The 21,492-nt window shown below is 47.9% G+C and carries 23 protein-coding genes and 1 tRNA gene; 14 read left to right on the top strand and 10 right to left on the bottom strand.

What is annotated here, in order from left to right; translation table 11 throughout:
- Positions 1 to 135 precede the first annotated feature (135 nt).
- The 4 genes from ACJJI8_RS10525 (at position 136) to ACJJI8_RS10510 (ending at position 2,088) form a co-directional block, all read left to right on the top strand.
- Positions 136 to 615: a hypothetical protein gene (locus ACJJI8_RS10525; protein ID WP_444934996.1), complete on the top strand. Its 480-nt coding sequence runs from the start codon at positions 136 to 138 to the stop codon at positions 613 to 615.
- Positions 608 to 853 (top strand): hypothetical protein, encoded by a 246-nt coding sequence (locus tag ACJJI8_RS10520; RefSeq protein WP_444934995.1) that lies wholly within the window; start codon positions 608 to 610, stop codon positions 851 to 853. The genes ACJJI8_RS10525 and ACJJI8_RS10520 overlap by 8 nt, the downstream gene beginning before the upstream one ends.
- Before the next feature lie 32 nt (positions 854 to 885).
- Positions 886 to 1,146 carry a phage integrase Arm DNA-binding domain-containing protein gene (locus ACJJI8_RS10515; protein WP_444934994.1) on the top strand — a complete coding sequence of 87 codons (261 nt, stop codon included), beginning with the start codon at positions 886 to 888 and terminating at the stop codon, positions 1,144 to 1,146.
- Between the two features lie 87 nt (positions 1,147 to 1,233).
- Complete coding sequence (locus ACJJI8_RS10510; RefSeq protein WP_444934993.1) at positions 1,234 to 2,088, top strand: tyrosine-type recombinase/integrase; 855 nt, start codon at positions 1,234 to 1,236, stop codon at positions 2,086 to 2,088.
- Positions 2,089 to 2,189: 101 nt separating this feature from the next.
- On the opposite strand, the gene ACJJI8_RS10505 is transcribed toward ACJJI8_RS10510, so the two are convergent.
- From ACJJI8_RS10505 to gltX, 3 genes are all read right to left on the bottom strand, one after another.
- On the bottom strand, positions 2,190 to 3,563 hold the full coding sequence (locus ACJJI8_RS10505) for a DUF6161 domain-containing protein (protein ID WP_444934992.1): 1,374 nt from the start codon (positions 3,561 to 3,563) through the stop codon (positions 2,190 to 2,192).
- A 408-nt stretch (positions 3,564 to 3,971) separates the two neighbouring features.
- Positions 3,972 to 4,047 (bottom strand) — tRNA-Ala (locus ACJJI8_RS10500).
- A gap of 161 nt (positions 4,048 to 4,208) precedes the next feature.
- The gene (gene gltX / locus ACJJI8_RS10495; RefSeq protein WP_444934991.1) at positions 4,209 to 5,684 is read right to left on the bottom strand and encodes a glutamate--tRNA ligase; all 1,476 of its coding nucleotides are present in this window, start codon (positions 5,682 to 5,684) and stop codon (positions 4,209 to 4,211) included.
- A 276-nt stretch (positions 5,685 to 5,960) separates the two neighbouring features.
- On the opposite strand from gltX, the gene ACJJI8_RS10490 reads away from it, so the two are divergent.
- Genes ACJJI8_RS10490 through ACJJI8_RS10480 form a run of 3 tightly spaced genes read left to right on the top strand, consistent with a single transcriptional unit; the run spans position 5,961 to position 9,974 of the window.
- Positions 5,961 to 6,488, top strand: a complete 528-nt coding sequence (locus ACJJI8_RS10490) for a hypothetical protein (protein WP_444912171.1) — start codon at positions 5,961 to 5,963, stop codon at positions 6,486 to 6,488.
- 38 nt (positions 6,489 to 6,526) lie between these two features.
- Positions 6,527 to 9,040, top strand: coding sequence for a TcfC E-set like domain-containing protein (locus tag ACJJI8_RS10485; protein ID WP_444934990.1), 2,514 nt, complete (start codon positions 6,527 to 6,529; stop codon positions 9,038 to 9,040).
- Entirely contained in the window at positions 9,027 to 9,974 is a 948-nt protein-coding gene (locus ACJJI8_RS10480; protein WP_444895100.1) for a hypothetical protein, read from the top strand. The genes ACJJI8_RS10485 and ACJJI8_RS10480 overlap by 14 nt, the downstream gene beginning before the upstream one ends.
- A gap of 61 nt (positions 9,975 to 10,035) precedes the next feature.
- Here the strand turns inward: ACJJI8_RS10480 and ACJJI8_RS10475 are convergent, their stop codons facing one another.
- Positions 10,036 to 10,719 carry a fimbrial biogenesis chaperone gene (locus ACJJI8_RS10475; RefSeq protein ID WP_444934989.1) on the bottom strand — a complete coding sequence of 228 codons (684 nt, stop codon included), beginning with the start codon at positions 10,717 to 10,719 and terminating at the stop codon, positions 10,036 to 10,038.
- A gap of 460 nt (positions 10,720 to 11,179) precedes the next feature.
- Here ACJJI8_RS10475 and ACJJI8_RS10470 point away from each other — a divergent pair, with 460 nt between their 5' ends.
- Entirely contained in the window at positions 11,180 to 11,872 is a 693-nt protein-coding gene (locus ACJJI8_RS10470; RefSeq protein WP_444934988.1) for a glycerophosphodiester phosphodiesterase family protein, read from the top strand.
- Positions 11,856 to 13,064 carry a glycerol-3-phosphate dehydrogenase/oxidase gene (locus ACJJI8_RS10465; RefSeq protein ID WP_444934987.1) on the top strand — a complete coding sequence of 403 codons (1,209 nt, stop codon included), beginning with the start codon at positions 11,856 to 11,858 and terminating at the stop codon, positions 13,062 to 13,064. Before ACJJI8_RS10470 ends, ACJJI8_RS10465 begins: the two co-directional genes overlap by 17 nt.
- An 80-nt stretch (positions 13,065 to 13,144) precedes the next feature.
- Here ACJJI8_RS10465 and ACJJI8_RS10460 read toward each other — a convergent pair whose 3' ends face one another.
- Genes ACJJI8_RS10460 through ACJJI8_RS10450 form a run of 3 tightly spaced genes read right to left on the bottom strand, consistent with a single transcriptional unit; the run spans position 13,145 to position 14,742 of the window.
- Positions 13,145 to 13,366 carry a hypothetical protein gene (locus tag ACJJI8_RS10460; protein WP_444934986.1) on the bottom strand — a complete coding sequence of 74 codons (222 nt, stop codon included), beginning with the start codon at positions 13,364 to 13,366 and terminating at the stop codon, positions 13,145 to 13,147.
- 43 nt (positions 13,367 to 13,409) lie between these two features.
- Entirely contained in the window at positions 13,410 to 14,033 is a 624-nt protein-coding gene (locus ACJJI8_RS10455) for an isochorismatase family protein (protein WP_444934985.1), read from the bottom strand.
- A gap of 16 nt (positions 14,034 to 14,049) precedes the next feature.
- Positions 14,050 to 14,742, bottom strand: a complete 693-nt coding sequence (locus ACJJI8_RS10450) for a pirin family protein (RefSeq protein ID WP_444934984.1) — start codon at positions 14,740 to 14,742, stop codon at positions 14,050 to 14,052.
- A 111-nt stretch (positions 14,743 to 14,853) separates the two neighbouring features.
- On the opposite strand from ACJJI8_RS10450, the gene ACJJI8_RS10445 reads away from it, so the two are divergent.
- On the top strand, positions 14,854 to 15,024 hold the full coding sequence (locus tag ACJJI8_RS10445) for a helix-turn-helix domain-containing protein (RefSeq protein WP_444934983.1): 171 nt from the start codon (positions 14,854 to 14,856) through the stop codon (positions 15,022 to 15,024).
- 887 nt (positions 15,025 to 15,911) lie between these two features.
- Here ACJJI8_RS10445 and ACJJI8_RS10440 read toward each other — a convergent pair.
- Together ACJJI8_RS10440 and ACJJI8_RS10435 are read right to left on the bottom strand one after the other, a co-directional pair.
- Positions 15,912 to 16,310, bottom strand: a complete 399-nt coding sequence (locus ACJJI8_RS10440) for a LexA family protein (RefSeq protein ID WP_444934982.1) — start codon at positions 16,308 to 16,310, stop codon at positions 15,912 to 15,914.
- A gap of 98 nt (positions 16,311 to 16,408) precedes the next feature.
- Positions 16,409 to 16,606: a hypothetical protein gene (locus ACJJI8_RS10435; protein WP_444934981.1), complete on the bottom strand. Its 198-nt coding sequence runs from the start codon at positions 16,604 to 16,606 to the stop codon at positions 16,409 to 16,411.
- 305 nt (positions 16,607 to 16,911) lie between these two features.
- On the opposite strand from ACJJI8_RS10435, the gene ACJJI8_RS10430 reads away from it, so the two are divergent.
- From ACJJI8_RS10430 to ACJJI8_RS10420, 3 genes are all read left to right on the top strand, one after another.
- Positions 16,912 to 17,970, top strand: coding sequence for an RNA-guided endonuclease InsQ/TnpB family protein (locus ACJJI8_RS10430; protein ID WP_444934980.1), 1,059 nt, complete (start codon positions 16,912 to 16,914; stop codon positions 17,968 to 17,970).
- Positions 17,971 to 18,008: 38 nt separating this feature from the next.
- Positions 18,009 to 18,368, top strand: a complete 360-nt coding sequence (locus tag ACJJI8_RS10425) for a helix-turn-helix domain-containing protein (protein WP_444934979.1) — start codon at positions 18,009 to 18,011, stop codon at positions 18,366 to 18,368.
- A 364-nt stretch (positions 18,369 to 18,732) separates the two neighbouring features.
- Positions 18,733 to 18,993, top strand: coding sequence for a hypothetical protein (locus tag ACJJI8_RS10420; RefSeq protein WP_444934978.1), 261 nt, complete (start codon positions 18,733 to 18,735; stop codon positions 18,991 to 18,993).
- 791 nt (positions 18,994 to 19,784) lie between these two features.
- Here the strand turns inward: ACJJI8_RS10420 and ACJJI8_RS10415 are convergent.
- On the bottom strand, positions 19,785 to 20,114 hold the full coding sequence (locus ACJJI8_RS10415; protein WP_444934977.1) for a DUF2793 domain-containing protein: 330 nt from the start codon (positions 20,112 to 20,114) through the stop codon (positions 19,785 to 19,787).
- A gap of 668 nt (positions 20,115 to 20,782) precedes the next feature.
- On the opposite strand from ACJJI8_RS10415, the gene ACJJI8_RS10410 reads away from it, so the two are divergent.
- Positions 20,783 to 21,487 carry a hypothetical protein gene (locus ACJJI8_RS10410; protein WP_444934976.1) on the top strand — a complete coding sequence of 235 codons (705 nt, stop codon included), beginning with the start codon at positions 20,783 to 20,785 and terminating at the stop codon, positions 21,485 to 21,487.
- Positions 21,488 to 21,492 lie beyond the last annotated feature (5 nt).

The raw sequence follows: 21,492 nt of genomic DNA, 5'->3' as shown, positions 1-21,492 counted from the left end.
TGACATGGAACAGCAACTGTGCAGTAGCTAACCAGCCTAGGACAGTGGGGCAACCCCCTAATCGGTTTGATCAAAACCAATGCCAGCAACGGCTACCGCTAGCGCGCCATTGATACCGCTGCACAGTTATCCACATTGGAAGATCAACGCTCGCAGCTGATAGAAAAACTATCCACAATCGAGCAGACATCCACCACGCACAGCGCCTTCAACAGTTTGGCCAGCACCCTGAACACGGACCCGGCAAAGCTTCAGCATATCGGCTTCCTCGCGCTGGCAATCATTACAGACATCGTAGGACTGGTAGCGTTACTCGCGTTTAACGCCGCTGCAACAGTTGCGAAACACGCCACTAACCCGCTGCAACAGTCTGAAACGGTGGATAAGCAACCGTTACACACCACCCACCTCAATGAAGAACAACAACAACTTGCCCAGCGAATCAGCGCCGGGGAGTTCGGCCCGAAGCCAGTGATGCGCAACATCATCAAGGATCTGCGCCTTCGTTACGAAACCGTTAACCCTGTTTTCAAAGCACTGCAACAAGCAGGAACACTCAATAAAAATGGCCGGGGATACTTCCTCGCGAGTCAGGGAGGGCTGCCCAATGGGTAAGCTGGTTAAAGGGGTCACTTGGGCCAAAGAGCAGTTCGAAAAAGGCTCCCGCCCTGGTAAGGAGAAAATCCTTGAGTGGATAGAGGCCGAGCATATTCCCGACCAGATCATCGCCGGGGAGCCCTATGTGGATGCCGACAGGTTCCCTATACGCGATCACACCGGCAAAACCCCAGCCCAAAACACCGCCGCTAACGATGGCCAGCCCAAGACCGGGATGGACCTGCTGGCGGGCTAACCCCAATTAAATAGAAGTAATCGAGCAAGGAAATGGCCAGACCAAAGAAGCCCCGCATGGTGGGTGACACTTTATTACCCGATAACCTATATCCAGATTCACGCGGGCGGGAAAACTATTGGCGCTATCGTCGCCCCGATCTAACGGATAAAGTTTTCTCGGCATCGCTTGAAGAAGCTATTCGCATGGCTGAGCAAGCTAATGCTCAGCGAGGTATAAAGGTAGAACGCAAGCCGGCAAAAGCTCCTGATAGAGCAAGCTTTGCTTACCATGCTGCGCGATATATGGACTAGCGAGCGGAGAATGACCCACGCTTACCCAACAAGGCCAGCTGGCGCAATCGCTGTAACTCACTCAAAAGATTTGGCGAAGACTTTGAAGTGATCCCTATTCACAAAGCCAAACTGGCTGATCTGCGCAAGTGGTGGGAATCCCTCACCTATCACCAGCAACATGCGCGCCGCGCGGAGTTTAATAAATTCTTTAATTTCCTGATGGCCGAGGGATTATGCAAACTAGAAAGCAATCCTTTTACCACAGCCGATGACCGTCCGCGTCTACTGGAAAAGGGAAAGCCCATTAAAAAGCGTCAGCGCTTAACCCTGGAAGCTTACTGGACCATCTATGAAAAGGCCGGGGAATTAGGCTATGAAGCGCTCCAAATTGCTATGGGTATCAGTTTGGTAACCACCATGCGTCGCGCCGATATCTGCGAGCTGAACTTTGATAAACACCTGCAAGGCGACCACCTAAGAAAAACAATTAATAAATCCGAAGCGCAACGAGATAGCCTCGCCGCCAGTCATTTGAGTTTTAATTTAAAAACGCACCAACAACTTGACAAACTTATTAACCGCGCGAGGGAACTCAGCCTAAGAAATTACCGCTGCCCCTACATACTGAGCCACACACCTAAGCAACGGCGCACCGGAAAAACTAAAGAGCATGTTTGCCAGGTAAGCCCAGACCGACTTAGCGATATGTTCACTGAAGTCCGCAACGCTACCGGACTATACATCGGCTTACCTAAAAGCCAAACTCCGCCCAGTTTCCACGAAGTGCGCAGCCTTGCCTCAGACCGGTTCAAGCGAATGGGATATGACGTGAAGTCAGTGCAGCAATTGATGGCGCATACTGATGAGCGTGTTACGCAGTCTTATCAAGCAGGACATGGTATTGATTATGAGGAGATTAGTATTTATTTGGATGAGCAGGCTATTGGGAGAGAGTTTTGAATTAAGAAGGGGCTTGCGCGCCCCCAAACCCTTTTATTTTCGTCACTTTCAGTCTTATCCAGCGAACAACAATACCTATTAAATTCCCCCACAAAATCTCATCATGTTTTACCTGACTGACGCTCAATAATTTTAACTACAGAATCCGATGGTACAATATTACCACTTTCCGTAACCATTCCCGTTTGTGCTGGTCTAAAGAGAGCATCAAGAGCCAATTTTCGATCTTCCTGCTCCACAAGCTTACCCTCATTCATAAGTGCTAAGTATGTTTTAAGCATAGTTTTCCTCTCTTCAGCCTCTAAATAAAGATGTTGTTGAGTAGAGAATTGCTTTGAACATAAACGTATAGAGAAACTAAGTATAGATATCACCAACACCGTAGTGATAAGTGTTGCTGGATTTAATACATTCAAAAGAAGCTTATCATCAGCCAACTCCTTAACAGGAAGATACTTCATTATCAAAAAAGGTGATATTGAAGTTATAACGAGCAAAGTAATAAGAAAACCAAGCCATATTTTTCTTGAATTATTATGTGTACTTTTTTTAGTTTCCCGGTAGGTTACAGCCGCATTAAGCTCCACCTGTGATAGATACACATCCTTTGCGCTCGAAACTTCTTTCTCAGCTATAGAAAGAACTTTACTTGATCTTCTAATATATGTAGTTTTTAGAGTTACGAATTTTCGTAGGACCTTTCTAGCCAGTACATTTAAGTCTCGCTTTGTCTCGCCTACCCATTTAATATATTCTTTTTTTTCATCGCTTTTCCAGCTTTCAAATTCTGATGATGACTCCTCACAGAGCTCTTTAATGCTCGATACTTCATTACAAACCTTTGTTAACTCCCCAGAAACTTTTTCAATTTCACTATCAATCCCAAAAAGCTCAATTCTATTTAATATCCTATTTGCCTTTAATCGGAAAGGTTCTGAGTCTACAAATGCCTTGTAAAGTTTAGAAAAATGTGAATTTCTATTTAAACTTGCTATCGATAGATATTGATCTACAACTTTTTTTATTTCTTGCCCCTGGAATCCATCACTCGGGACGCAACTCAGGTACAGCATATTTATAGAGACTATATTTGAATATTTTCTTTCATGTAATATTGCTCTTCCTTTTTTTCGACATGAAAATGGAAAATCTATAACATTAAGTAAATCTTCAATACGTGCTGTACTTTGATGTACAGCTGCCATATCTTTGTTTTTCCAATGTGAAGCGACGCTGGACAACATACTCAAAACAACATCTAAGATATGAGTCTTAAGATGTTTAGAAAATATACCCCATTGAGCTGGGACACCATTAAGCCATTCCCAACAATTTTTCTCCTCTGAAATAAAGACTTCAAGCTGCTCAACAGAATTAAATGTGTACGGCTCATTACCATCCCTCAAAGGTAATTTGATTTTCTTCACAGAGCTCAGTGTGTTATCGGCTTCTATCTCAGAGGCTTCATCATTCATTGGCTATCACTTTCCCTTTGCACTAAACCACGGCAATTAATTAAAACTCCCCTTATTTATACCACTTCGCCCCATACACCCATAAGATCCTTTTTAAGCTGAAAAACTCATATGATAATCGGCCTCCGAATTGGATCTATGGTACACATTTAAATAATGAATAGATTTTCTCGAGTTTTAGAGAAAGGCTGATCGCGAAGCGGTGAAGCTTCACCTGCCCAGAATTAAACATTAATTCGGGAAGGCCAGCAGGCCACCTAAGAAAACTATGAGGGAGAGAAATTCAGGCGAAAAAAAAGGGCCGATAAGGCCCTTTTTCAATACCCGTAAATTTGTGTACGGGTTTATGTACAGTTTGTAGAAGTCAATTTCTCTTCTTCTGCAACCCCTTGATAGACAAGGGAAATTTGGTGGAGCTAAGCGGGATCGAACCGCTGACCTCAACACTGCCAGTGTTGCGCTCTCCCAGCTGAGCTATAGCCCCAAATTTTGTTGCTTGACGTTTCCGTCGAAAGCGGGGCGCATTTTAGCAAGGTTTAGGCGCCTGTCAACAGAAAAAATAACTTTTTAATCAATTAGTTAGCTGCTGACACCACAGGCCCCCGGAGGCTGCCGCTTCCGGGGGTTCACCAACGCGAATCAGCCTTACTTGAGTCCAGCGTACTCTTTTTCCCAGCGCTTCAGCACCTTCTTCCCGGCACCGCCCAATACGTCGATCGCCTGACGCAGGCGGGCGCGGCTGAGGTCGGGGCCCAGGAGCACCATGGCTTCCATCACGGAGAAGGACGCAGTGGTGCCGCTGATGGCGACAAACAGTGGAGCGTTAAAGTCTTTTAGCTTGATTTCCATGGCCGTGGACAGCGCCTTCACCGCCTGGAAGATACTGTCCTTGTCCCAAGCGCGAAGGGCTTCCAAACGCCACAGGGCAAACTGGAGTAGCTTCTTCTGGTCATCCAGGGGCAGCTTGTTACCGCTGAAGCTGTCTTCGGTCAGGGGCAGTTTGCCAGAGGCGAGGAAGCTAACCAGCGGAGCAAAGTCACCGAAGGTTTCCATGCGCTCTTTCGCCTGGGGCAGAACCTTAAGCAGGTTGTCGCGGTTAAACATCCACTCGGTCAGGCGATCGGCGAGTTGCTCGTTTTCCAGTTCGCGAATCCACAGGCCGTTCAACCAGGACAGTTTCTCTACATCGAATACCGGGCCACCCAGAGAGACACGCTGGATGTCGAAGTGCTCCAGCATCTCTTCAAGGGAGAACTTCTCGCGCTCATCCGGCATGGACCAACCCATACGGCCCAGGTAGTTCAGCAATGCCTCGGGCATAAAGCCGGCGCGCTGGTAATACAGGATAGAGGTGGGGTTCTTGCGCTTGGACAACTTAGTCTTGTCCGGGTTGCGCAACAGCGGCAGGTGGCAGAGCACCGGCATTTCCCAACCGAAGTATTCGTACAGCAGTTTGTGCTTAGGTGCGGAGTTGATCCACTCCTCACCGCGAAGAACATGGGTGATCTCCATCAGGTGATCATCCACCACATTCGCCAAGTGGTAAGTGGGCATACCATCGGACTTGAGCAGAATTTGTGCGTCTACCTGGGCCCAATCAATTTCAATAGTACCGCGCAGCAGATCTTCCACCACACAAGTACCGCTCTCAGGCACATTCATACGCACTACATAAGGTGCTCCGGCAGCGCGACGCTTTTCAACTTCCTCTTCCGGCAGAGCCAGGTCACTGGGCTTCAGTGAAGTACGCCCCGCTTCGCGCAATCCTTCACGGAGTTGCTCCAGTTCTTCCGCCGTACGGTAGCAGTGGAAGGCGTGCCCTTTTTGTACCAGCTCATCGCAGTAAGTTTTGTAGATATCACCGCGCTCACTCTGGCGATAGGGGCCGTGAGGGCCGCCGACATCCGGTCCTTCCTGCCAATCCAGCCCGAGCCAACGCAGGCTGTCGAGAATGGCTTTCTCCGATTCCGGGGTACTGCGCTGCTGGTCGGTGTCTTCAATACGCAATACAAACTGGCCGCCTTGAGCGCGGGCAAAGCACTGGTTGAAGAGGGCAATATAGGCTGTACCAACGTGGGGATCACCGGTTGGAGACGGTGCGATTCGGGTTCTTACGGTCATGATAAACCTGATTGATAAATGGAGGACTCGTTAAACCGCAGGATTATAGCGCTGGCCAGCCTCTTGGCACAGGCGGGGTTTTCTCCTCAATAAGAATATTTACGCGCCATAACTTCATTATTGTGAGCTAATGACGTGACATACATCACGAAAAAAGTATTATTGCGGCCATAAAGAAGGAATGGCTTGACTAACGTATTACCCCAAATTTTGCAGGGGTTTCCGCGAGCAGCTTCTCCCTAAGAACGATAAATTAATCGCTCAGGATGGCATACCATGCAAAAAAATGTAGTTCGCACACTGTTTTCTGCTATTGCAGCAGGTACCCTTTTCAGCATTTCTGCCGCTTCAATGGCCGCTACTGATAGTGCAAGCAGTGATATCACCCTCTCTTTCACTCCCACTATTGAGATCACTCGTGTAGACAACCTCACGATTACCGATCCCACTTTGGGTACCGATGCCGTAGGCACCGAAGATTTCTGTGTGGGCGGCCTCGGGTTCTCCACCTACAGCATTACTTTCGACAGTAATGACACAGTAAATGACACTGAGTTCACCCTCACTGACGGCACCAACAATGTCCCTTACAGTGTTGGTTTTGATAACAGCACCTCCGGTACTTTTACTACTGTTACCGAAGGCGATGCGCTGACAGGCCAAACCCGGAATATCGCTTCCTGTGGCTCCAGCGATAATGCGCGCTTCCAAATCACTGTGGCCAACAGCGATTGGGAAACTGCAACTGTGCTAAATGGCACCACCTATACCGATACCCTGCTGATCACTGTCGCCTCCGAGTAACAGTAAAGAGTGGCTGGCCCTGCCAGCCATAGTTCTATATGGCAGGACGTCATCTGGGGCGCCTTGCGCTGGCTTTGTGTCTGGTGCAAGTCTCCTGCCCCGATGCCCTTGCAGCGACCGCAGCGACTTTCCTGCTGGAAACCTCTGCTCCTGAAGGGTTTGATGATCTCACCGAACCCCAGCAACTCGTGGTGGATCTCTACTACGGCGGCCGGGAAATTGGTGCTGCGCAAGTCACAATTGACCCGCGCTTTGTTCGCTTTGACTCCCCGTCTGAGGTACTCGAACTATTGCCCGAGGTTCGCGATACCGAGCGAATTCACTCCATCCTCGAACGACCGCAAACAAGAAACAGTCACCATGTATGCCGCTCAAACCGGCAGATTGGCTGTGGCTACTTAATGCCCTCGGAGTTTGCCGTTATTTACGATGAGCAGCTCTACCGGCTGGATCTTTTTTTCTCACAAGATCTGTTACCGCAACAAGCGGCAATCAATGACCCCTATTTGCCGGAAGCGAGTTCTGACTTCTCTGTCGTACAAAACCTGAGCGGTTCCTGGAGTGGGGTTGAAAGTGATTGGGGCCCGGACAGCTATAGCGCTGCATTAAATGGCAACACCATAGTGAGCTTTGGTGAAAGCGCTCTGCATTCACAATGGTCAGTGGCCTCAGAGCAGGACAGCCGGATCCATAATCTATATTGGAGTCGGGATTTTCAGGGGCAAGCCTATTCGGCCGGCCTTTTACAACCCCAAGGGGGCTTTGGCTATTTCCGGCCCCAGGAAGCGATCTATGGCGTAGAGCTACGCACTTCCCAGCGCACCCGAACCGATATCAGTTATCAACAGGGAGCGCCGGTTGAAATTAATATGCCGGTGCGCGGTAGAGTCGAGGTATATCGGGATGAACGACTTATCCACACCGAACTACTGGAGGCCGGCAACCGCCTATTAAATACCTCTACCCTACCCCACGGCGCCTACGATATTGAGGTGCGCACCTACGATGAAGCGGGGCGGGTATTAAGCCGGCATATCGAATTCTTTGCCAAGGATTCGCTACTGCCGGCCCCCGGCGAATGGTTTTGGAGCTTGCAGGCAGGCTTGCCCACCCGCAGTTTTTGGGACGACACTCTGCCGGACCACTACGAAGAAGGAATTACTACTGCCTCTGTCGCACGCCGTTTAACGACCGGATTGGGTCTTTTTGTTTCTGGCGCCGCAACCGAGGAGCAGCAATTGTTGGAAATCGGCGGTCGCTGGATTGGCGAAGGCGTTGAAGTATCCCCAAGCTTGGTCACATCCGGTGATGGACGCAGCGGATACCGATTGCAGGCATTACTTAAAATGCCCTACGGGACTTTTAGTGCAGTAAAAACCGAGCTGGATGCCAATACAACACCGTTCAATAACGATAAATATACATTGCTGCCGGGCAGCTATTCCCAAACAAGTCTGAGTCTGCGTACAGCGGTACTGGGAGGACAGCTATCCCTAAGATTCAGCGAGCGGGACCAAAACCAACTCCCCGGCAGCATCGACAATGGCGATTCACTGAGCAGTGCCCAGAAGTTAAAAACCCTGGAGTTCCGCCACCCCTTTTTTAAAAGCACCCATTGGCTCGGCAACGCCACTCTGTCCCACGGTGATGCAGACGGCGAGCAGTACACCAGTCTGGAATTCCAGTTCCGAATGCGCTCCAAACACTGGCAACACACCGCTAATCTCTATAGCGACAACAGCGAACAAAGCACTAGCAGCGAGCGATTTGCACTACAAAGCCGCTGGTACGACCGGGATTTATGGGCGGCTGAATTTGAGCAGCAGCTTTCTGTGGAAGCATCCCCAGAAGCCAATTACCTGGAGGCCCGTACGCATTTAGCGGGACATCACGGATACTTGAATACTGCAGTTGGTCTTTATGATGATGATGAAGGCCGTGCGATCAACTACCTCGGAGGATTCAGCACCAACCTGATTGCCACAAAAAATTCCCTCAATTGGGGCGGTGAGCAAAATCTCCAGAGCGCGGTTATCGTAAATATCGAAGGCAGTGAAGATAAAGATTTTGAAGTTTTGGTTAATGGCAGCCGCCGTGGATACGCCAAAGGCGGCACAACGTCAGTGATTAATTTACCGGCTTATCGCAGTTACAACCTTTCCCTCCGGCCCCTGGAAGAGGGCTTTTTCGATTACCGGGAAACCTCCGAAACGATTACCCTGTATCCGGGCAATGTGGGCGCCAGCAGTTACCAGATACTGCCACAAATCCTGGTACTGGGCCGATTGACCAGCCTTGGCCAGGGGCTGGCAAATACAGAAATAATCATTGGCGAACACTCAGCGCAAACTGACCAATATGGTGTTTTCCAAATGGAATTCCACGGTGAACATAGCACCATCCTAAATACAGAAGTTCGCTGGGGAAATTGTAAAGCCTCAATCGAAGCCGCTTCATCGGGCGATAGCTGGCTCAACCTGGGAACCATAGAAGAGTCAGAGGCCAACTGCCAGACTGGGCAAATAGCAGAGGTAAGCCGTGTCCGTAATTAAGAAGCTGCACAAACTTGGCCTGGCCTCTGCGCTGTTGATTCCGCTATTTAATATACCAGTACAAGCCCAGGTAAATTGCTCCAGCAATAACGATTTGCGAGTTTGTGGCCTGGAAGATTCACACACTATTGATTACGAATCAGAACCTAAAGAAATTCAGTTCACTACCCGAAGCCTGCTGGGAAGCTGGACCCTGCGCTACGATGTAGAAGTGAGCCCGCTCAGTGGATCTACTTTCGCACTATTTGCGGACAGTGGTGAACAGCTGGATATTGATATTTCATTTCGAGCCAATAACGGCACCACGGAAACACTCAGTCCAGGAACTCAGTCCGCTACTTTTGCCGGCACCAGCGACGATGCAGATACTTATTTAGTGATCGAGCTGGACAGCAGCCAAATACCCTCTTCCAGCCGCTACTCCGCCAGCTTTGAGATGACACTGAATAATTATTTTATTATTTGGACTGCCGGCACCGAAACAGTTCAGTTTGACATTGTGCTGGACGTAGAGCCAAACATCGCCATTCGCAATCTGGGTGATATTGACCTCAGCAACAGTGGCACCCTGTTTGGACAGGCCATTGAGGGCAGTGAGGACTTTTGTGTTGGCGGTATAGGATTTAGCGGTTACACAGTAAACCTGTCCAGCGCCAATGGCAGCACCGGGGGATCAGGCAGCAGTGCCTATGAATTGGGGGGAAACAGTGAACAAATCCCCTACAGCGTAGCCTTCTCAGACAATCTGGCTGCAACTTCAGGCATTTCCCCGGATAGCCTTGGCGATATCTCCGGCAGTTTTAGCCGAACTTCGGATGAAAACTGCCTTTCTGATAATGCGCGAATTTATATTTCCATTGCGCCCTCAGACTGGGAAAACGCGGGCGAACCTCTCTACACCGATGTACTCACAGTAACGGTGAGCAGCCAGTGAGCTAAATACAAAATAATCCTTTAATCCGCCCAGCCTGCTATAGGCAAGCAACCAATTCTAATTAGCCACTAAGAGGAAAACGAACCCGCTCACTCTGCTGCCCTCGCAGTAAAACTTCCAGCTCGCCGCCAACGGGTTTACCCGTTACTTCGATACTGGTGCCAGCGTATAACCGACCGGTGGCCTCAAGTTTTTCACACTTCTCTTCAGTCACACAATGACGTACTTCCACGACTTCTACATTAATATTGCCACTATTCGTGAGTCGGTAATGATCCCCTTCAGCCACTAAATCAATTTTATAAGCTCCGCCTTTTGGCTGCACAAATACCAATGCTTGATAAGCTACAAGGATTTTTAGTGCCGTTCTGTCACTCTTGATATCACCTACAACAGGTTTAAAAGTCACCCGGTAGACTTTTTCCTCTTCAAGATCTCTATCTAAGGCCATTAAGCGAAAGCGCTTTCTCTCTCCGGGAGCCAGGACAGCTCTTGCGGGGCTGACAAGGAGTTTAAATTCATCAGGATTTATCACCCTGACTCGGCTCTCATTATCATGGCCGGGGTTATCCACACGGAATATTTCAGTTTGGATATATAGCGTCTCATTATCTGGATTGCTGACGAGAACATCATCCCGGGCGCTGGGAGTATCTTCCAGGTAAAGGACAATTTTATCCACAGACATAGCTGCCATTACTGGCTGGACGACAAAGAATAGCAGTGAAAGCAGTACTTTTTTCATAAAGAGCGGGTACTCTTAGAACTTCTTATAGTAAGCGCAATATCGGGCTGTTTTATCCACAAGTCAAATCGGAACCTAATGAGCCTCCCTTAAATCAATATCACCAGCCCCCCTAGTAAATAAGAAGCAATACTGATTTGCCCTACACCGCCTGAAAAGTAAAACACTGCCAACGCAATAGATCATCCTGACGGGACATACCGCTAGCTCACTCAGTGGCGCGCTATCCATATGGGCAGTATGCAATCGATTCAGCATCATCACTATGTAAAAACCCCAGCCCTCCATTGATAGCCCTCTGGTCCCATATTTCCTCCCCGTGAACCTTGCAACAGCGGTGGCACCGTCTATTTTTCCTGTATGACCCGGCTCCAGCCAGGGTCCGGTTCATCTCTGGGCAAAGGCCAAATTACGCCCAATTCCAGACGACAATAACACCCGCTTTTCGGACCAGATTCACATGTTAATTGCTCATCGCGGCGACAAGACCCGCCAACCAGAGAATACGATTGCCGCTTTCGAGGCGGCCCATAATCTGGGGGCCTGCGCTATTCAGTGCGATATCCGCTTCAGCGCCGACGGCACCCCCTGGTGCTTCCACGAGGATAGCCTGCACATCCCCGGCAATGACCAGTCCCAGGTCTTCCACTCCCTTAGGGACTCACAGTTACACCACCAGTCGATCAATCGCTTTATCGAGCTGGTAGACTGGGCCAGCTGCCATCGCCACCTGGATTGGTTTATCGGTATCTCACCTGCCAATATCGCCGCCACTGGATTTGTCACCGCCGTTAAAAAGTTAATGGAGCTGATGCACACTGAGAATGAGTCATTCGCTCTACTCACCGCAGACTGCCGCAGCCTCAGAGCCGCCCGCAATATGGGCTGGCATCGGGTTGCCCTTGAGATCAATAGTGTCTCCCGGTGCCTATCTGCCGACATTGTTACTTTGGCGCCAGAATATCTACTAATTCGCGACAGCCAGGTTGAATGTGACGAATTGCCCCCAGGCCCCTGGCAATGGGTTGTCTATGAAATCAACTCAACAGAAGAGGCAGTACTCTGGCGCAAGCGCGGTGCTCACCATATTCTCACCGGCAACTTGCCGCTGCTGATGCGCTCCCGGGAAGCGAGTGATGTCTACGGATTTTGATGTCCTGGTAGTCGGCGCAGGTATACAGGGAGCGGGAGCCGCTGAGGTTCTGGCCACAAATCACTATTCCGTGGTGATACTCGAACAGCTGGGTATCGCCGCCGCCACTTCCTCTCGCTCCTCCAAACTCATTCACGGCGGCTTGCGTTACCTGGAGAGCGGCCAGTTCCGTTTGGTCTACGAGTGCCTGCGGGAGAGAAAGTGGCTACTGGATAACAAGCCTGAACTCGTGAGAATGGTCCCTTTTTATATCCCTATCTACCAGCACAGCAGGAGACCGGCCTGGCTGGTCCGCTTGGGGTTGAGCCTCTACAGCCTGTTGTCGGGAATAAACAACAGCGATTCCCGCTTTCGAAAAGTCCCTAAATCCCAATGGGACAGCTTGCCGGGCCTGAATCGGGAAGGCCTGAAGGCTGTATTTCGCTACTACGATGCACAAACCGACGATGCCGCTTTAACCCGTGACGTTGTGGCTTCGGCAGTCGCTCAAGGGGCTCAAATAATTTGCCCTGGCAGTTTGGTAGGCGCAGAAGTCACCCGCGACCATGTCCGGATTGATTATGTAGCAAACGGCAAGCTCAACACCCTGCGCACCCGTGCACTGGTCAATTGCAGTGGCCCCTGGGTAGCCAATACCAATGCTCGCTGTACGCCCCCAGTGGATATTCCACCTATCGACTTGGTTGCAGGCACCCATATCTTGTTGCCTCTATCACTGGGCGACAAAATCTACTACGTCGAAGCTGATGACGGGCGCGCAATTTTTGTAATGCCCTGGCAAGACAAAACCCTGGTAGGGACCACAGAGCGGCCCTATTTCGGCGATCCTCGCGACGTAACACCGACTCTCGAGGAAGAGAGCTATCTCTTACAGGCCGTACAGGAATATTTTGCGCAAGCCCGAGGGCTGAACGGCGAGGACATTTGTGAGAGTTATGCGGGGCTGCGAGTACTTCCTGAAATGGAGAAGAGCCCCTTCGCGCGATCCCGGGAGTCCATTATTTGCTGCGATGACGATAAGAAGCCACGGATGTTGGCCGTAGCAGGCGGCAAATTGACCAGCTACCGCGCTACTGCCCGCAAGATACTGAAAAAACTGGAGCCCACCCTCCAGGCTGGTCGATCGATTGCCACAAAAAATACCCCGACCAAAACAGAAGATAGTTCCTCCGAAAGAGAGCGAAATATTTAAATACATTTTGAATGTGCAGTTTAATTTTTCGACTTCAAGTCACTTGAATACCAACCCCAAATAATCATCTGATAAATAATTTATCTCTTCACCTTTTTACCGTAAATGTGCCCAACCAAATAGAAAGCGAACGGTATAATCAAATAGCTAATAATCGGTACTATAATCGCCACAGCAGCAATTACTTGTAACAATTTATGATCTGGCAAAATTAGGGCTAAGCTGTCGGGAATAAAATAAACCAAAGGAATCAAGGATAAAAATGTAATTAATGTAGCAAAATGCTTATTGTGATTAACCATAGATATACTCCCGCCCCTCCCGTAAAATGAGAGGGGCTTTGAATTACTTTTGGTTTGCTGCAGTAAGGTAGCTGTTATATACCCATCGATAGGTCGTGTGTTGAGCTAATATGCCCCCAAGTTCCGTGCCGTGATCACTCCGCCAATCATCCATCATCTCTGCCAACACGGATGACCAGGTAGCAACTTTAACACCCGCCTGCGTCATACGATGCATAGCAGCTTGTGTTACTGTACTATTCCAAGTACCAGAAGCATCCACTACGGCATATACATCATACCCTTCGGCTACAGCAGAGATAGCGGGAAACATCAAGCAGACATCCGTAACGATGCCAGCCATAATTATTTTTTTACGCCCGGTTGCCTCAATAGCTCGCTTAAACTCCGGACTTTTCCATGCGTTTATCTCACCTTCACGCTCAATTATTTCACTGCCCAAGATGTTTGTTATCTCTGGCATAATAGGACCATTAGGGCCTTCAGGCATACTCGCGGTAACAACAGTGGGTAAACCTACTGCTTTCGCAAGATTTGCCAATCCCTTTATGTTCTCCGTCATCAGATGCGGGTCCAGATCCCGACAACTCACCAATAGTCCCGTTTGATGATCAATTAATGCCAACACAGAATTGTCTTTAGTTAAGGTCTCTGAAAACTTATTCACGGTGCTACCTACCTATTTAATGTTTTAACTTTCTAATAACAATTGCACTTGTATTAACATCTGCAATTAACTTACCGCTATAACTCCTAATTAAATCTCCATCCTTCACGTTTTCTTTTTGCCCAGCTTCAGAAAAGACTCCCCAGCCTTTAGTTAGGTAAACCAGAATTTCGCCATTAAATGAAATTTGCTCAGCTGCATTTAAATTGGCGATCTCGATAATCGTACTGTTATCAAAGGTCACTGTTTGATCATCGCGGCCCCCATAAACCCGGGTGACCTTATTTTGGCGGGGCATGTAATACTTGTAGCCTGCGGCTTGACCAGAGACAGTTGGTAAGACCCATAACTGGATCATTCGATTTTTTTTGCTATCCGGGTTCACCTCGTTGTGTGTAAACCCCTGGCCTCCAGCTCGCTGGACTTGCACTCCTCCTTTATCTAAACCTTTGCCATGCTCTAAAGAGCCCTCATGTTGTATTCGTCCATCCACCATGACCGAGATCACATCTATCTCACGGTGAGGATGCATGCCTGTTTCGCCTTTCGGATTGAAGCGGGCATCGGCCAGATAAACAAAATTATCGAGCCCTTCAGAGGTATGTGGATGTTTGTGCGGACCGAACACCTGGCTATCCGTGACCAACCTGTGCTCGGTAAGTCCAGCAAAACCGCCAAGTGGTAGTGAGTCACGTTTGAGGATTTTCATGATGTGCCTCCAAAATATGTAAGCGATGGAGGTATCTTAGGTACAACTTATTGTTTGATATATACCAAAATCAGGATATGACTATCCCACTTTCAACAACAATAGATTTCTATGAGCCAAGACCTCAAAGATATGAAGGTGCTTTTAGCCGTAGTGGAAACAGCTAGCTTTATCCAAGCCGCAAATCGCCTGGCTATACCAAAAGCCAACATAAGCAAGAAAGTCGCCCACCTGGAGGGTCAGCTATCAGTCAGGCTCTCAAACCTTAAAGGAAGTAGGTAGGAAGTATTTAAATCACTGTCTGCGTATTGAAGAAGAGATGATACTGACCGAAGGGGAAGTGTCTGAAATCCTACAGGTTCATTACCGACCCAGCTCACCTTAAAAGATGAAACTCCTACGAAAATTAAAGGTTAGGAGAATCATCGAAAGTTATTTAATTAGCGTCCTGGTAAGATCCTTCCCATAATTTCGCAGTATGAAATAGGTGCTCGAGAAAATATAAGTCTAAGTTTTTCGGATGACTTCTAAATTATTAATCAAGGCACTGTTGCCAATCTATTACAAAGTTAGAGCATGGAAAGAAAGGTCATTTATACACCACACCCATAAAATAGAATCAGGATTACTTAAATCTGTGCGTTTAGGGGGCTCTTTCTGAGATATTTAAACAAAGAAGCTGCTATTTAATAAAGCCATACAAGGTCCATGCTTTCAATAAACTGATGACAAGATAATACTCTGACCTTATCCCAGTTACTCACCACTTAGGCGAGCCTAGTAGCGCTAAGTATTCGCCAAAAGAGGCCCCGGTTCTGGAGCTACACAACCAGCCCAGCAAGCATACGTTGCCCAGTGGGACAGCTGTCAGCCCCATGCAACCGGTACAACAGTTGGGCACAATAAATGCTCAAGAGGTCAAAATACCCTCATCCAGATACATTTCCACATGGGGTCTACGTTTTACATCCCATATAATGGCGGGCTACTCTGTTTTTATTAGTCTGTTACACCGTAGTTTATGTCCGATTTTAGCCCCCATCGCTTTTGTACCGCTCCGCTGCTTGATTGGATCTATACTTAAAAAACTTAAACAAAATCAATAATTTATCGTAGTCTATTTTTTTGTGTACCAGTCTCGTACCACAAATCTAGAATCTTTCTCTTATCTACGAAGCTACTACAGCCCGGTGATATCTCACCGACGCCTTAACCACCCCTTCCACAATCAGCTCCTGCCCTTCCCAAATAGGTATGGGCCTATATCTGCCATTGGCGGACAATAGCCGTCCTCGCTTTAGGTCCAAGATCTTGCAGGTTAGCTGCCCATCCAGTGCGACTACGACTACATCGCCGCTCACCGGCGTGAGGGAGCGATCCACAATCAGCACATCTCGGTCAAAGATGCCCACCTCTTGCATTGAGTCGCCGTTAGCGCGGGCCATGAATGTGGCCGGGGGATTGGTGATTAAATGTTCATCCAGACTGAGAGGCTGTTCTATGTGGTCATCAGCCGGAGAGGGAAAGCCGCAAGATACGCCGCTAGTGTAGAGTGGGGTTAAGTTCATGTGCCGCACCAAATACTGTATATGTATACAGTTTATTGTCGACACTCCCTTTAAAGCAAGTTACCTGCGCGACTTGGACGTCGCACAGGCTGCTAAGCTCAGGCCATCTCTGCGCCGCCACCTCCTTTTGACTCGACCGCATAAATCACCCCCTGGATAGTGGTGCTCACTTCCTCACCTATTAGCTTTAATACGGCATCCCTTCCCGCTAAATCTGGGTAGGCTGCTACCCACTCCAGGGCCACACACAGACTTGCGACCCGCTGCAATTGCTCCATTTGCGATTTCATAGGCATGCTCAACTCCTTTTAACTGCTAGTCCTATCTCTTCCCTGTGTCACCTAACGCCAGTTATCTGTACTGCCTTATGACGACAAGTCGCCAAACGCTACTACCAAATTCACATTTCATGAACAGTTGTGCTGAAAGCTTTCTGATTTAGCACGGTAGAATGCGGGAATGTTTCGATTTTCGAAATACTTTGATTTTATCGAATACGCGTAAAACCCCGTACTTCTAGTGCGGGGATGTAAGCGCGGGAGCCGAAGGCTCCCTTTGATCAACAGTATTTCTTTAACCAAGCACTTGATAAGATGAAAATATGCAGAAAACAAAAACACTGAAAGTTCGAGTTAAAGACAAACATGCAAGGCTGCTCAATGAGATGGCTCGCTCTGTGAATTTTGTTTGGAACTACATCAACGAACTCAGCTCTCGCTCAATCAAGGAGCACGGAAAGTTTTTGTCTGCCTATGACCTGCACCCGTACACCAAAGGCGCGGGCAAAGAACTTGGCCTGCATAGTCAGACACTCCAGTCGGTAGCTTCAGAGTACGTCACCCGCAGAAAGCAATTCAAGAAAGCCCGCCTGAACTGGCGCAAATCAGGCGGTGTGCGCCGTTCGCTTGGCTGGGTTCCAGTGAACACCGGTGCAGCCAAGTGGAAGAACGGGCAAGTCTTTCACAACGGTAGCTTCTTTTCTGTTTGGGACTCCTTTGGCCTGAGCCAATTCAAGTTCCGATCTGCCAGCTTCAATGAGGACGCCAGGGGCCGCTGGTACTTCAACGTGGTTGTAGCCATTGAGGTTGAGCAATCAGCTGGTAAAGGTTCTGTAGGTATCGATCTCGGCTGCAAGGAATCCGCTACCGACTCCAATGGTGAAGGTGTTGGAGGTCGTGAGTATCGGAAACTGGAAGCCAAACTGGGTATCTCTCAAAGAGCCAGAAATCAAAAGCGTGTAAAAGCCATACACGCAAAAATCAGAAATCGCAGGCAAGACAGTCTGCACAAATATAGTCGGACTCTCGTCAATGAGAATGCGGCAATTTTCGTTGGTAACGTATCAAGCCAAGCCCTCACGAAGACCAAGATGGCTAAGTCTGTTTTGGATGCGGGCTGGAGTTCACTCAAAACCATGCTGGAATACAAGTGCGATCACGCAGGCATAGTTTTTGAAGAGGTCAACGAAGTCTACTCCACCCAAACTTGTTCGAGCTGCGGGACGATTCCCGACAGTAGTCCGAAAGGTAGAGCGGGTTTGCGAATAAGAGAATGGTCTTGCTCAGAGTGCGGAGCTGAGCACCACCGCGATATAAATGCGGCTAAGAACATTCTTGCGGCGGGGCATCGCCGTCTAGCTGTAGGAATCCCCGTCCTTTAGGGTGGGGAGGATGTCAAGAGGGCGTATAACGCGGCTCGATGTTTGAGGCCGGATCACTAGGCGATCGCCTGCGCAACGCACGGAAACGGGAGAGGATGACGGTTGCACAGCTGGCAAAGCAGCTGGGGCTTGTGTCATCTCAAATTTCGAAAATGGAAACAGGCGTACAACGAATACCGGCGGACCTGCTGCCGGTATGGTGTGAGGCGGTGGGGATTACTTTGGCGAAGGTGTACGGGGTGGAGAACCTGCACCACTTTGCGCAGATTCCCTTTCCGCCTTTTATTGCGCGGCTCTACTCTCAGCTAACCAAGGAATGGCAGCTACATATTCAGCGAACAATAGAGAGTACTTTTCAAGCACTAAAGAAAGCAAAAGATCCTACAAAGCGGGGCTAATCAAGAGAGCAGAGAGAAGGAAAGCCGCTAAGGAAAAAAATTCTATTAAAGTCGGCCGACAGGAAAACTTGACGCGCACACGAACGTGATATAAGTTTCTCGATCCCAAAAAGTATGCCCCGCCAACTTTCGAGGGCAGGGTTACATACTTGGGAAAGCAGGAAGCCGAGGGGCTTTGCTTTTTTTCGGCGCTTAAGCTGGTGGCACAGCTAAGGCATTTAACTAAATGATACAACACTCATGAAGAATGTTTTATTTTAGTAAACTTATTTGTTCTTCGAATGATACAACTATCGTTCGAAGAATTACAAACTTTTTTTTCAAAAACATGAGTGCCTGTAACAAATCCATATAGGAATAGATTATGGACACATCAATATTGGCTGCTAACTTAGCGGCATACCTAACGTACCGCATATACAGAGAGGCGAGACCGTTTCTTAACTTGATGTTTATTACGTGGATGTCGAAAAAGGTACCTAAAGAGTACCTGAAATACTTTGATGGTTGGGTAAAAACTTTTCTTGCACGACCGTACAAGAAAGAGAAGCCAGCCTCATTTTCCAAGGCTGCCAAGGATTATGGGAAGCCTAAAAAGAAGGAGGGTGACGGTAATCTAGAGTAACAACAGCGATACACGCCTGATGGCGTAACCGTAAAATCCTAGCACGCTAGGTCAAAGCCCCCTCGGCATGTTACTCAGATTAAAAACCTTTACTTTTATAGGTGCTCGTAAGAATCAATAGAGTGCCTGTGCGATCACTCATGGAGATAGAAGTGTCCGAAAGAACAAGGATAAGCATAGATGAATTGAGCCAATGGATAACAGAGAAAGTTTGCAGTAACCCGGAGTGCGAAGGGTCCAAAGTTAGCGTCCAGTACCCACTAGCATCACCGGACTCCGAAGGCTGTAACTGGTCACCTGACGTAATACTTAATTGCGGTCCGAAGATTGATCTAAAAACTCTAAAGCCCTACGTTGGCACTGCAATTTTTGAAGCCCGGAAGCTGTTTAATGTCGAATTAAGTTGAACTGTTTAACTTGTCACACTTATTTTAGATTCTATAAGGAGAGTTTCAATGCCATCTAGGGACGCTTGGACTTTAGCATCTTTGCTTAGAAAAGAATTTGGCTCGGCAAAAAAGCAGGTTGGGCCAAATAGAGACGAGCTAGTTAATCTATGGGGAAGTAACCCGCCCAATAATCTACGGCCGGCTATAAATGAACTGGAAAGGCTTCGTTATATTCGAGTGGAACGCGTTATGGGCCAAATCCACCCAGGTATCCCCAGAGAATACGACTTGGGGGATGTTGCAAGTATTCAGATAACTGAAGCGCTGAAAGAATACGTGGATAGAATCGAGGTATAATTTAGGTATGTGCGGTAACAACACACACAGTTGTGCCGCCTACTTTCAGCCAACCAAATTATCCCAAAACACCCCATCCAATGCCCCCAGCATCTGCCCTACCACTCCCGCCAGATCCGCACCGGTATCCCCAGTGATCTGCGGCAATGTCGCCGGGCGGTTGGCTATCTGCCAGCCGCTACTGCCGTTGATATATAACAAGCCGTCCGCCTGATTCAGTGCGACCTTGACCGGGAAGAATTGCCAGTAGCCGGGGGCGGCCACATAGCGGGCCAGCTGGCCGTTTTGGTTTGCCCACTCATTGCTACCGGTGGCAACTATGTAGCGGTCGCCATCGCTGGAGGAGCCGGGGGGATCGTTTTGGATGCCCAGCACTTCGATCTATAATGGCGCGTCGATGGTATCCAGGGCTTGGTTAATGCCCGGTTCTGCCGGTTGAGCAGCTGTGCCCACTAGCATCGACCGAATAGCACCCTCTTTAATTAAAGCTGCCTACATAGAGGAAGTTTCACGAGAAACCCTTAGCAGAGAATAAAGAGAGATAACCCTTATTGACCAAGGGCCAAAAAGTTAAATAAATTCAAATTAAGCTATTTAATCAAAAATGACAAACATAACAATTAATTAAATTTAACTGATTCAATGCAAAACTCTTGTCAATTTGAGCTAGAAAACACTATTAGAGAGGCGTATATTTCAACCGGATGAGAAAATCACTAAGGAACAGTAATGAAAACACCCTCAAAAATAAAATTAATTTTACTAACTCTGATTTCTTTTACACTTTTCTCGCTTACCGCCTATGCGACTCATATGAGTGAAACCAGCTGTACTAATGCCTGCGTTACAACAATAAACCCAGTAACAGGAGTCACTACCATTACAGATTGCTGCGGAGGAAGAGTGACTACGGTTTTTCTGCCTCATGACACTGCCGTAGATACCAGCAAGTAAAAAAACGTATCAAATAACTTTAAACATATAACATAACTTTAAAAAACTTCTCATCCACCCAATTACACCAAAAGGATCATGGAAAAAATATGCCAAAGATTTATATCTTATTTTTTATTCTAGCAGCAGGTGCAGGTGCAGCAACTTCTTATTTTTATTTAGAAGCACAAGCGAGCACTGCCCCCTCCTCACTAGAAACAACCACAACGAACAGTAAAAAAATAAGGCAAATTTCTTCAGAACCCGAAATACAACATCGCGATAGCGGAACACACGACCACGACCACGACCACGATTACTCCGATTCTAATTTTGATCAACATGAACTCACCCCAGAAAAACTGCTCTGCATTGATGAAATGGACCATCACTCATGCAATATAGATATCAATGTAAACTTAAGTGAACTCTTAATAGATAAAAAATTGAATGTTACGAAAGCCGATGAAGCCGGCATTATTCTCGGCAGTAAAAACTATAAAGAAGTGATGAAGTCTATTTCTGGATTATCCTCAGAAAACATTATGAAATCTGAGGAATTTAATCAGATGGCGAAATCCATTTCCGCCGACCTTAACATCAATGTAGAAAGCAATTTTTCTTGCAACGAAACATTATGTGCAGCTGAATCTCGAGTGGAGAGTGATGAGGAGTGGCAAATATTTACAGCCAATTTTTTTGAAGGCGAAGCCGGTGGTAACTTATTTTTATCTTACGATCCAACTGACCCAAACCTCCGTAGATCCATAGTGATTTTTGGTGACAACATGTCTGTAATTAGAAAAGTTAAGTAATTAAT

The sequence above is a fragment of the Microbulbifer maximicatervae (SeqCode) genome (assembly GCF_052467695.1).
The sequence above is the reverse complement of the archived record's forward strand: the minus strand, read 5'-3'. Positions and strand labels throughout refer to the sequence as shown.

Excerpts from the sequence above, each read along its gene's own strand:
- ACJJI8_RS10520 (WP_444934995.1), top strand. The coding sequence starts at position 608 with ATGGGTAAGCTGGTTAAAGGGGTCACTTGGGCCAAAGAGCAGTTCGAA.
- ACJJI8_RS10515 (WP_444934994.1), top strand. The coding sequence starts at position 886 with ATGGCCAGACCAAAGAAGCCCCGCATGGTGGGTGACACTTTATTACCC.
- ACJJI8_RS10505 (WP_444934992.1), bottom strand. The coding sequence starts at position 3,563 with ATGAATGATGAAGCCTCTGAGATAGAAGCCGATAACACACTGAGCTCT.
- gltX (WP_444934991.1), bottom strand. The coding sequence starts at position 5,684 with ATGACCGTAAGAACCCGAATCGCACCGTCTCCAACCGGTGATCCCCAC.
- ACJJI8_RS10490 (WP_444912171.1), top strand. The coding sequence starts at position 5,961 with ATGCAAAAAAATGTAGTTCGCACACTGTTTTCTGCTATTGCAGCAGGT.
- ACJJI8_RS10485 (WP_444934990.1), top strand. The coding sequence starts at position 6,527 with ATGGCAGGACGTCATCTGGGGCGCCTTGCGCTGGCTTTGTGTCTGGTG.
- ACJJI8_RS10475 (WP_444934989.1), bottom strand. The coding sequence starts at position 10,719 with ATGAAAAAAGTACTGCTTTCACTGCTATTCTTTGTCGTCCAGCCAGTA.
- ACJJI8_RS10470 (WP_444934988.1), top strand. The coding sequence starts at position 11,180 with ATGTTAATTGCTCATCGCGGCGACAAGACCCGCCAACCAGAGAATACG.
- ACJJI8_RS10465 (WP_444934987.1), top strand. The coding sequence starts at position 11,856 with ATGTCTACGGATTTTGATGTCCTGGTAGTCGGCGCAGGTATACAGGGA.
- ACJJI8_RS10460 (WP_444934986.1), bottom strand. The coding sequence starts at position 13,366 with ATGGTTAATCACAATAAGCATTTTGCTACATTAATTACATTTTTATCC.
- ACJJI8_RS10450 (WP_444934984.1), bottom strand. The coding sequence starts at position 14,742 with ATGAAAATCCTCAAACGTGACTCACTACCACTTGGCGGTTTTGCTGGA.
- ACJJI8_RS10445 (WP_444934983.1), top strand. The coding sequence starts at position 14,854 with ATGAGCCAAGACCTCAAAGATATGAAGGTGCTTTTAGCCGTAGTGGAA.
- ACJJI8_RS10440 (WP_444934982.1), bottom strand. The coding sequence starts at position 16,310 with ATGAACTTAACCCCACTCTACACTAGCGGCGTATCTTGCGGCTTTCCC.
- ACJJI8_RS10435 (WP_444934981.1), bottom strand. The coding sequence starts at position 16,606 with ATGCCTATGAAATCGCAAATGGAGCAATTGCAGCGGGTCGCAAGTCTG.
- ACJJI8_RS10430 (WP_444934980.1), top strand. The coding sequence starts at position 16,912 with ATGCAGAAAACAAAAACACTGAAAGTTCGAGTTAAAGACAAACATGCA.
- ACJJI8_RS10425 (WP_444934979.1), top strand. The coding sequence starts at position 18,009 with ATGTTTGAGGCCGGATCACTAGGCGATCGCCTGCGCAACGCACGGAAA.
- ACJJI8_RS10420 (WP_444934978.1), top strand. The coding sequence starts at position 18,733 with ATGGACACATCAATATTGGCTGCTAACTTAGCGGCATACCTAACGTAC.
- ACJJI8_RS10410 (WP_444934976.1), top strand. The coding sequence starts at position 20,783 with ATGCCAAAGATTTATATCTTATTTTTTATTCTAGCAGCAGGTGCAGGT.